Raw genomic sequence first — 9,766 nt, 5'->3', positions numbered from 1 at the left:
TAGCACCTATAGTTTTCTCTGGAGATGTGAGAACGGGGGAGTCGTTCGTGGACCCCAGCTGTACACGGCTTTGAAAAAGGTTGACGAAGATTGGCACTCACGCGCGGAGTCGGCCGGCAAGTGTCGGTGCGACGTGGCGGGTTTTGCCTTCCATCCATGTCTCGACGGCGCCATCGGATTCGAGCGCGTCGAGGTGTCGCCCGATAGTACTCCTCGATTTCCCGGTCTCGTCAGAGATTCCAGGAAGTGTCGTACTCTTGTCGATGGAGACGAGATACCGGAGCGTGTCGAGAGTCGCGTCGGACGGGCGCCCCATCAGGTCTGGGAGGCCGATCTCTTCGATCTTTTCGTCGACATCCCTGAACTGGAGTGCGAGGTCAACGACGTCCGGCCGGGCGATCGCGGCGACGGTCAGCGGGAGGAAGATCTCCCGCGGTCCCCCGTCGAAGTTGAGTATCACCGTCCCCTCGGCAGCTTCAAGGACGTCGACACATTCTAACACAGCGACTTCGAACGCCTCGTAGCTCACCTCCTCAACGACGATGTCCGATCCGGGACCGAGTTCGTTGACGGTCTGGTCGACATCCTGGATCGCGCTCTTCGCTCTATCGCTCGTGTCGCCGCGCGGTCGGAGGAGAACGATGATGTCGTCGGCGTCGAGGCCGTTATTGAGTATCGGGCGCATCACCCGCGGGCTGTAGTGCCCGATCGTGGAAACGTATGTACGCATACATCCAATTGCAGTTGTATTCGATTAAACGGTTTGGCTTCGTAATCGCGTAATCGTCCGGTTACGATCCCGAGTAACTGAATACGTTTTCAGAACCGCAAAAAGATTCAAGGTGGTGACGGATCCAGATGTGACCATGAATCGACATACGATTGGCTACCATCGTGAGGTGTTATGCGTCGGATCGACCTAACGGTTGAGCCAGAGGGCTCGTTTCCGGTGCCGACCGCGAACGGCTACCAGATCTACGGCGCGATCCTCTCGGCGCTCGACGGCGTAGACGAGGACGTGAGCACGCGCGTCCATGATTCCTCGATCGGGAGTCTGACGAACAGCGGCCTCCTCGGGACGTTCGACGGAAGCCATCGCGACCACCACAAACGCGTGATCCACGACGAGACGTACGATCTCAAGTTGGGCGTCGCCGACCCCCGCGACCAAGAGGTCTTCCAAGCACTCGCCGACGCGTTCGTCTTCAGCGACGACACACTCGAACTCGCGGATGGCGACTTTCGCGTGCGTGACTTCGCAAGCACGAACACAACCCACGAGGACCTCCTCACCGAGGCCTCAGATATCGCCGCCCGGAATCACGACACCTTCGAAATTGAGGTCCGCTTCGAGACGCCGACGTGCGTTAAGGAGAGTAGCAATATAACTAACATGTTTCCCGCGAGGCAACACGTATTCGCCTCGATATTGCGCAAGTGGAACGCGACGATCCCAGACGAGCGGGCGGACGAGTTCGAAATCGCGATGACTCGCGAGGACTTCGGGACAAACCTTATCGAAAAACCCGACGCGGACACCTACGAGACGCACACCGTCCTCGTCAACCGCGGCGAGAATGGCGGCCCGATCCTCCGCCAGGGGTTCACCGCCGACTGCACGTACAAGTTTAAGGACGCAAGCGAAGCCATCCGGACCGCGGTGACGGCACTCGCGCTCTTCAGCGAGTACGCCGGCGTCGGTGCGTTCGTCTCCAGAGGGTGTGGGACAGTCTCTGTGGAGGTGTCGTAAACTATGACCGGGACAGAACTACTATCCGAAATATGCCTACAATCTGGGTGGAATTGAAGTGACCCACGACACCCCAGCCTCGGCGGCCCGCTACGCGCACGAGTACATCCTCGATACGCCGCTCGTCGGAAACATCCTCGAACACGCCGGCGAGTATGACGCCAAGACGGACCCGGAGGAGACGACATCGCTCGCGGCCCACGTCATTAACGCGATGACGATCGGCGTTAACACCTTCGTGTACAATGCCGTCGACGGCGGTCGCGACATCATGGAGCTCGAGGAAGATCTCTCAGTCCTTGCAGCGGCGCTCGCGCTCCACGATACGAACAAGTACGTCCGCGAGGCGTACGGCGTGGAGGCCGAGGGGAACACGGGCGAAGCCTTCGACGCTTACTTCGAGAACGGTGACGACTTCGGCGTCGAGGCATTCCTCGGCGACGGCTACCGCGACGACCTCCACTACCTCGTCCAGCGGACGGAGGTGAACGAGGACAGCACTGAGACGCGGGGTACGGAGACGGCGTTCGCCGTCCTCGAACGGTACTGCCGGATCGGCGATCAGGTCGCATCGGTCATTCTCCGTGACGGTATCGAACGTGGGTTCGTCGAACTCCGAAAGAAACTCGACGACGACGAGGTCCACCTCATCGAGTTGACGCAGGTCGAGCAGCCGATCCTCAACGACGAACTCCTCGGCGCGACGAAGGAAGTCATTTCGGGACAGGACGACGGTGAAGAGTACGGCGTCGTCGTCGGGAGCACGCCCAATTGCGTGCTGTACCTCGGTGACGAGGTCGACCGTGACGTGCTTCGAGAACGCGTCGGGAGCCACCTGAGTCAGCAACTCGTCGAGACCGATCGATATTCGTTCTCGTGTAAGCTGAACTGGAACTCGTTCGACTACGACATCCTCTCCGAGTTTTCGCTCGACCCGGAGAAGAAAAAGGAGATTATCGCGACGACGTTCCGAGACCTCCTCGCCGACGGGACCGCTGGTGTCGAGGGGTTTGAACATATCCCGGACGACTTCGACCCGTACTTCCCGATCCTCGCGAAGGCAGTCTACATCGACGGCCAATCGGAGTTCGACGACGAAGATGTGCAGGCAGTATACGACGATATATACGAGGAACAAGGCCCGCAAAAGGTCAAGATCCACTTCGTTGCGTGCCTCCTCCGGAACTTCGAGGAACACCGTGAGTTCCTCGAGAAGCTTCGAGAGGGCGTTCGCCCCCGTCTGCACAACGACCTCGAAGCGGAATCGGACGCGATCGGTTCTGTCGTCGACCGGTTCTTCGACGCGACGATGTCCCCGAGCCTCGGCTCGAAGGAGGAGATGTGCTTCCTCTGCGGAGCCGAGGCGGAGACCGATTACCAGAAGGGGCTCTCGGCGGTCTATCGAACACAGGAGTTCTCGCGACGCGTCCGCCCGCACGCGAAGTACAAGAAAATTTGCGAGGTGTGCAACCTCGAGTACGCACTCCTCGCGGACACATGCGAGCGCGCCGACGTCAATCTGAACGCGAACGTCGGCATCGCGTACTATTACTTCGATAAGTTTCTCGGAGACATGCGCCTCCGTGGCGGACGCGTCGGATTCCAGCAGGGTGAGACGATCGACCTCGGTGACACGGAGGTTGAGAAGAGTCTCGTCCGACCCCAGTACTACGTCCAGCCGTTCAACTTCGGTGGACACCCCGCGATGGGCGAGAAGAACCACCGGATGGTCGTCGTCCGACAGCTGATGCAGGCGGCACGGGATGCCGGCATGAAGGTCGTCCTCGGCCGGCCGTTCACACGGTTCGAGAGCACTGACGCGGCGTTCGTCGACGAGGACGCGATCCGTCAGCAGGAACTCCTCGGTCTCGACACGGCCGAGCGGTTCGGCCCGCTCCCGTCTTTCGTCGACCGCGGGGACGGACACAAGCAGTCGAACCTCAGGCGCGCACTCTCGCTCTGCAAAATCATCGCTATCGTCGGCCAAAAGGCGGGGATGCGAAACCCCTATCTTCAACTTGACCAGGACACGTTCCACCACCTCGCCGATTTCGCCGTCCGGAACCATGAGAATGCAACTCGCCTCTCCAACCTTGAGTCGTACCTCGAAACGTATCACACGGACCAACTTATGGACATGAAAACCGTCGCCGAACGAGGGGTCGACCTCTTCGGCGAGCAGTATGACAGCAAGTACAAGAAGACGAAGATCTTCCGCGAGGCAATCGATGCCTTCCTCAGCGGGAAGAATCAGCGTATGTCGGACGATGGCCTCCGCGACCACGTCGCAGCACAGGTGTACGACGCGGCAGACCGTGAGGACTACGCTGGCTACGTGACGACCGAGGAGGCGGAGGCCTTCGTCGACGCATTGGAGGCGTACCTTGTCGAGAACGAACTCGACACCCTCGAGAAACTCTCCGATTGGGAGAACGCGCTCGTCAACTCATACCTCTACGCCTATGAACAGACCCTGTACGAAGACGACAACGACGACGAATCGTCCGCTAACTGAACGCGACCACATCGATCCACAATGACTTTCACATACCCCGAAACTGGCCTCGTCGATTCGTTCGAGATCTACCGCACGCAGAAACCGAGCGTCACGCTCATCGTCGAACGCGATATCACCGAACCGACCCTGTTCCGCAACTCGGCCGACGACCGCGCGGAGACCCAACAGTTCGGCGACCAGTTGCATGCACAGGTCAACGGAGAGAAGTTCACGAGCAAGGAGCGCCTCACCGGCCTCGACCTGCTCCGGTCGCTCGACGACGAGTTCGTCGACGACGAGTACACATACAATGAGCCGGCAACGCTTGAAGAGTCGATCAACGTCGGGACACTCACGTACGGCCTCGCCGGCACCGGCGATCAGGACTTCGCGATCAAGTCCCGCGTTATCGAGGGCTACACGTACACGACCGACGAGTACGACCTGATGAACAAGGAGACCCGGAACGCGGTGTACGAGTCCGGAACGATGCGGACCGACGAGAACGAGCAGTCCGAGGCGTTGTTTGACTACGTCAAAGTCCAGCCGGGCAACTCCCTTGTCCACTTCGTCACACTCGAAGCCGCGACAGGGCCGATGCTCCTCTACGCGCTCCACAACGTCCTCAACACCGGGCGGTACGGCGCTCGTGAGACGCGGACGGGGCGCAACGTCCGCAACTCGATCCGCGGCGTGATCCTCGGCGACCATGACACGTCGCTCTCGACGGGCGAACTCCTGATGGAGTACCACGAGGAAGACGGCGTGATTGAGGCCAGTATCGCCGATTATGTACAGGATGTCCGCCGGGCCGACTGGGAGGTCTACGGCGACTTCGACGGTGCCGACAACTTCCCCGAGTGGTACGAGGAATTGGAGGCCGTCGCGTCGCGAGAGACTGACGACGCCGACGAGATCCTTCGAGAGGAGTTCGACCGCCTCACCGAGGCGGCTGCGGACGTGTTTGCCGATGATGATTGAGCGGACATACGAGGCGCGGTTGTACGCTCCGCTGTTCTACTCGAGCGCAGAGGGGCGATCCATCCGGACGCAGCCCACGCTGTCCGCGACCGCGCTAATGCACGCCATCGGCTACCGTTACTGCGGACTCGAAAAGCGGTACGCGCTCGTCGGGGAGGACGCGACGAGCGCGTCGTACGACCACCTCCGTGATCTGCCGCTGTTCGTGAGCGACATGCGACCGGTCTCCGTCAAAGCCAACGAACGGACGTTCCGGAGCACCGACTATCGATCCGAGCGGCATTTCACGACGGCGGACCCGGACGTCGCAGACCAGGTGACTGGCGGGAAGTCCGTCCCGGAGGTTCTCGAACGATCCGGTGCCGGCTGGCAGACCATCCGTCGGTACCAAGGTCTCTCGCCCGGATCGACCTTCGAGTTCACCGTCTGGAGCGAGGAGCGGCTCCCCGACCGACCGTCGTTTCGGATGGGGATCGGACAGACTGGGGAGTTCCGAGCGACCGAGTCGGACCTCGACCAGCTCGTGTTGAACAAATTTCTCCTTGAAGAAGTATACGACCTTTCGACAGAGACACTAAGCGAACTCTTGGAGCGGAGCGATAAGTTCGAGCGCGGCAACGATCCACGACTCCAGCACTTCGTTGGAGTCGATCCGGCGTACGCGCGCGACATCATCATTCCGGAGGTGAGCTAGATGCGCGTTCAAAGTGCTAAACTCGCGACAGAACCAGCCAGAGAGGGGTTTGAACGGCGCGGATTCGAACATGCCCGCGCGTTTCAGAACCGCGTTGCCGAGTGGGCACACGACGATACCGTAGAACCGGTCGCCGTCCTCCGCGCACCGACGGGGGCGGGAAAGACCGCGACGTTCTACGAGGTGATCGACGAGAACAACCTGACTCTCGTTGTCTACCCGACGAACGCACTCCTCAAGCAACAGCTCGAACGGTTCCGTGAGTGGGAGGCCGTCAGCGCCGAACCGCTCAACAGCGACACACTCGACGGTCACGGAGACGAGCGCGTCGAAAACCTCCTGCAGCTGACCGACTTCTACGAGGGACACGACGTCGTCGTCACGAATCCCGATATCTTACAGGCGATCATTCAAGACTTGTATTGGGGATCGACGAAACCGATGCAGTTCTTCGATCGCTTCGACGCGGTCGTCTACGACGAGTTTCACTTCTACGACGACTTGGCCGCGAGCGGTCTGCTCCTGCAGATGGACATCATGCACGACCGTCGCGGGACGGACGTCCTCCTTGCGTCCGCGACACCGAACCAGTCGTTCGTCGAGTTCGTCGAAGACGAGCTTTCACTCCCCGTCCGAGATATCACCGCGGAGTACGTCTCTGACGGAGATCAGTTCCGTCAGCCGGTGGCTATCGATAGACACGAAGCGCGCGCGATCCACGATAAGCGCGAGGCCGTCGCGGAGCGTCTCAGTGAACTTGTCAACGACGCCGACTATCTCGACGAGCCACAAGTCGCGCTCGTGTTCAACAGCGTCGCGGCGAGTAACGACTTCCACGCGTACCTCGCTGAGGAGTTCCCCGACGTATTCGAATACGCCGCGAAAGACAACGGATTCGACACGAATGACCCGGACGCGGATCTCGGTTCCGGGGACTTCTTCGTCCTCAACACGACGAGCAAGGGTGAGGTCGGATTGGACTACGGTATCCAGACACTGTTCATGGAGACGCCGGCGACGCCAAGTGCGTTCCTCCAGCGGTTCGGACGCGCCGGTCGAGAGCACGAGGCGGTCGTCCACCTGTTCGGTCTCGATGACATGGCGTGGCCCGACGATCTATCGTATCCGGAGTTCGTCGAGTCGGTCTATGACGCGCTCGGAGTGCATCGGAGCCTAGACGAGGAGATTGCGACGCTCCGGAGTCTCGTCGGGATGCGTGCAGCATACGCACTCTACTCGCGAATGGACGACGACGAATGGTTCGGGCCGGAACTGTTTGCGGACTTCGAGTCGGTCACCGAGTACGGAAAGTGGCGTGGGTTCTTTCGCGATGTCGAATCCGCGCTGGAGAACGCCGGCGAGTTCGGATCTCCGGTCATGCAGAATAGTACGACTCGGAAGATCCTCGACTTCGCACGACACTGTTTCGGTGCCCTCGGAAGTCTCCGTGGCCGTTCGCTACCGGTCGACATTAGGTATCCCCGAGGCGACCGGCGTGCGCTCACGTCGTACGACCTCCTGACTACGCTTCGGTACTACGATATTGAAGAAATCGAGTCCGACGGAACACTCGTTGTTGAGCGGCGAGACTCGGCACAGCCGGTCGCGATAACTGCTCGATTCCCTGGCTATGAGAACCGACCGCGTAACTACAGCGGTTCTAACAGCGAAATCGAGCAGATGTTCTCCCGGTGGATCTATCCGGAGATCGAAGAAGCGGATCTCACTGAAACGGAGGTCGACGAAGGCTTGCTTCGACAGTTCTTCGCTGACCTCTCACTCCCGAGGACAGCGATGCCGATCGAAGTCCGGTACGGCCAGTACGTTGCGTACGTCAACCAAGATGGGATCGCTTCCGTCGACATTGAGCGCCGCCAAGTATGAATGAGGAGCTAATCAACGTCTCCGACTTGAATCAGTACGGCTACTGTCCTCGTCGTTACTGGTACCTCCATTTCTTTGACACACAAGGGACCAACTACGAGCGCGTAGAGGGGACATCGCTCCACGACTCGAAGGCAGATCGCGGAGGATGGGTCGACGAGCTCTACCTCGAAGACAAAGATCTCGGCCTCAAGGGGAAAATCGACGTCCTCGAACTCCATAACGACCTGATCCCGATCGAGCGGAAACGTGCGGAAGGCGGTGACTACTACTGGAGTGACGAGCTCCAGCTCGCCGGCTACTGTCTCCTGCTAGAGTCGTACCTAGATGAACCAGTACGGGAGGGAGCGGTCTACCTTTACGAGACTGACCAGCGCATGCACGTCCGGATCACTGACGATCATCGGGACGCAATTCGTGAGCAGGTTGAGAAGATGCGTTCGATGTCTGCAGGCGATGTCCCGCCGATAACGGACAACCCGAAGAAGTGCGCCGCGTGTTCAGTCCAGTCGTACTGCCTTCCCGAGGAGACGCTGGAACTCGAACCTAGTCGAATGCCGAGCCAAGAATGGGAGGAGTACGTATGAAGGCGAGCCAGGGAATGTTCAAGGACTCGGTCGTCTACGTCACGACGCAGGGTTCGCAGGTGCGTATCGACGGCGGTCAAGTTGTCATCTACGATGTGGACGGCGACGACGGCGAACTTGGATCGTTCCCCGTCGAGAAGCTCGACACGATCAACGTCTTCGGTGGCGTCAACTTCTCGACGCCGTTCGTCGCGACGGCGAACGAGCACGGGATTGTGCTCAACTACTTCACGCAGAACGGGAAGTATCGGGGGAGCTTCGTCCCGGAGCGCAACACAATCGCCGAAGTCCGCCGCGCGCAATATGCGCTCGAGGACCGCGACGAGTTGGCGATCGCGAAGGCGATGATCGCAGCGAAGGTCCGGAACGCGCGGACGATCCTCTCGCGAAAGGGCGTCCGAGGGACGACCGTCCTCAAGGACCTCGGCGAACGCGTTTCGACTGCGTCGAACAAGGACGACCTTCGCGGGATAGAGGGCGAGGCCGCAGAACGCTACTTCGGCCGACTCGACGAAACGCTCGTCGACAACTGGACGTTCGAAACGCGCAGCAAACGACCGCCCGAAGACCACATTAACTCACTGCTGTCGCTGACCTACGTGATGATGAAGAACGAGGTGTTGAGCGCGCTACGCTGCTACAACCTCGATCCCTTCCTAGGTGTGCTCCACGCCGATCGGCATGGACGCCCCTCACTCGCGCTCGACCTTCAAGAGGAGTTCCGGCCCCTGTTCTGTGACGCGTTCGTCACGCGCCTAGTCAACCGTGGGACGATCACACATGATCAGTTCGGAAATGATAATCGACTTACCGACGATGGTTTCCAGGCGTACTTGAACAAGTTCGACGGCTACATGGGTGAAGAGTTGACACACCCCCACTTCGAGTACCGCGTGAGCCGTCGAAAAGCGATCCGACAGCAAGTGATCCTCCTGCGGAAAGCGATTACGGGTGAGCTCGACGACTACCACGCACTGGAGGTGTCGCGATGAGACTCGCAGTAACGTACGACGTCAGCGACGACACGAATCGTCGGCACGTCTACCGGACACTGGAACGATACGGGGCGTGGCGACAGTACAGCGTCTTCGAACTCGACGTGTCGAAGAGCGAGCGGGTCGAACTCGAAGACGAACTCGAAGGATACATCGACCCGGCGGACGGAGATCGAGTCCGGCTGTATCGGCTCTGCGAAGCCTGCCAAGAGGCGACGACAGATCTCGGGACCGAACCACCGGACGAGCAATCGAACGTCATCTGACGTCGGCCTTCGTCGACCTTTTTCAAAGCCGTGTACAGCAGGGGTCCACGAGAGTGGGCCGCGCTGTCGTGGGTAGAGTAAGGTTTATTGACCGGCTCAAGCAAAATTCACC

Annotated in this window: 9 protein-coding genes; 8 read left to right on the top strand and 1 reads right to left on the bottom strand. The window is 59.9% G+C overall.

Annotated elements, in window-relative coordinates; all coding sequences use genetic code 11:
• Window positions 1-97: 97 nt before the first annotated feature.
• Window positions 98-730 carry a CRISPR-associated CARF protein Csa3 gene (gene csa3, locus BMX07_RS06240; RefSeq protein ID WP_090615447.1) on the bottom strand — a complete coding sequence of 211 codons (633 nt, stop codon included), beginning with the start codon at window positions 728-730 and terminating at the stop codon, window positions 98-100.
• 384 nt (window positions 731-1,114) lie between these two features.
• Here csa3 and cas6 point away from each other — a divergent pair, with 384 nt between their 5' ends.
• From cas6 to cas2, 8 genes are read left to right on the top strand one after another with little or no spacing between them, the layout of a single operon-like run.
• Window positions 1,115-1,750, top strand: coding sequence for a CRISPR system precrRNA processing endoribonuclease RAMP protein Cas6 (gene cas6 / locus BMX07_RS06235; protein WP_245742063.1), 636 nt, complete (start codon window positions 1,115-1,117; stop codon window positions 1,748-1,750).
• Between the two features lie 58 nt (window positions 1,751-1,808).
• Window positions 1,809-4,265 carry a hypothetical protein gene (locus BMX07_RS06230; protein ID WP_217643678.1) on the top strand — a complete coding sequence of 819 codons (2,457 nt, stop codon included), beginning with the start codon at window positions 1,809-1,811 and terminating at the stop codon, window positions 4,263-4,265.
• A gap of 21 nt (window positions 4,266-4,286) precedes the next feature.
• A complete protein-coding gene (cas7d, locus tag BMX07_RS06225) occupies window positions 4,287-5,228 on the top strand; it encodes a type I-D CRISPR-associated protein Cas7/Csc2 (protein ID WP_090615442.1) in 942 nt (313 codons plus the stop codon).
• Window positions 5,221-5,922 (top strand): hypothetical protein, encoded by a 702-nt coding sequence (locus tag BMX07_RS06220; RefSeq protein WP_090617180.1) that lies wholly within the window; start codon window positions 5,221-5,223, stop codon window positions 5,920-5,922. Before cas7d ends, BMX07_RS06220 begins: the two co-directional genes overlap by 8 nt.
• Entirely contained in the window at window positions 5,923-7,806 is a 1,884-nt protein-coding gene (cas3, locus tag BMX07_RS06215) for a type I-D CRISPR-associated helicase Cas3' (RefSeq protein ID WP_090615439.1), read from the top strand.
• On the top strand, window positions 7,803-8,393 hold the full coding sequence (gene cas4, locus BMX07_RS06210; RefSeq protein ID WP_090615436.1) for a CRISPR-associated protein Cas4: 591 nt from the start codon (window positions 7,803-7,805) through the stop codon (window positions 8,391-8,393). Before cas3 ends, cas4 begins: the two co-directional genes overlap by 4 nt.
• Entirely contained in the window at window positions 8,390-9,385 is a 996-nt protein-coding gene (gene cas1 / locus BMX07_RS06205; RefSeq protein ID WP_090615434.1) for a CRISPR-associated endonuclease Cas1, read from the top strand. Before cas4 ends, cas1 begins: the two co-directional genes overlap by 4 nt.
• The gene (gene cas2 / locus BMX07_RS06200) at window positions 9,382-9,654 is read left to right on the top strand and encodes a CRISPR-associated endonuclease Cas2 (RefSeq protein ID WP_090615431.1); all 273 of its coding nucleotides are present in this window, start codon (window positions 9,382-9,384) and stop codon (window positions 9,652-9,654) included. Before cas1 ends, cas2 begins: the two co-directional genes overlap by 4 nt.
• The last annotated feature ends 112 nt before the right edge of the window (window positions 9,655-9,766 follow it).

Source organism: Natrinema salaciae (genome assembly GCF_900110865.1).
GTDB classification, from domain to species: Archaea; Halobacteriota; Halobacteria; order Halobacteriales; family Natrialbaceae; genus Natrinema; species Natrinema salaciae.
This window is presented reverse-complemented; position numbering and strand designations above follow the sequence as displayed.

Coding starts and splice junctions, on each gene's coding strand:
- cas7d (WP_090615442.1), top strand. CDS start 4,287: ATGACTTTCACATACCCCGAAACTGGCCTCGTCGATTCGTTCGAGATC.
- csa3 (WP_090615447.1), bottom strand. CDS start 730: ATGCGTACATACGTTTCCACGATCGGGCACTACAGCCCGCGGGTGATG.
- BMX07_RS06220 (WP_090617180.1), top strand. CDS start 5,221: ATGATTGAGCGGACATACGAGGCGCGGTTGTACGCTCCGCTGTTCTAC.
- cas3 (WP_090615439.1), top strand. CDS start 5,923: ATGCGCGTTCAAAGTGCTAAACTCGCGACAGAACCAGCCAGAGAGGGG.
- cas2 (WP_090615431.1), top strand. CDS start 9,382: ATGAGACTCGCAGTAACGTACGACGTCAGCGACGACACGAATCGTCGG.
- cas4 (WP_090615436.1), top strand. CDS start 7,803: ATGAATGAGGAGCTAATCAACGTCTCCGACTTGAATCAGTACGGCTAC.
- cas1 (WP_090615434.1), top strand. CDS start 8,390: ATGAAGGCGAGCCAGGGAATGTTCAAGGACTCGGTCGTCTACGTCACG.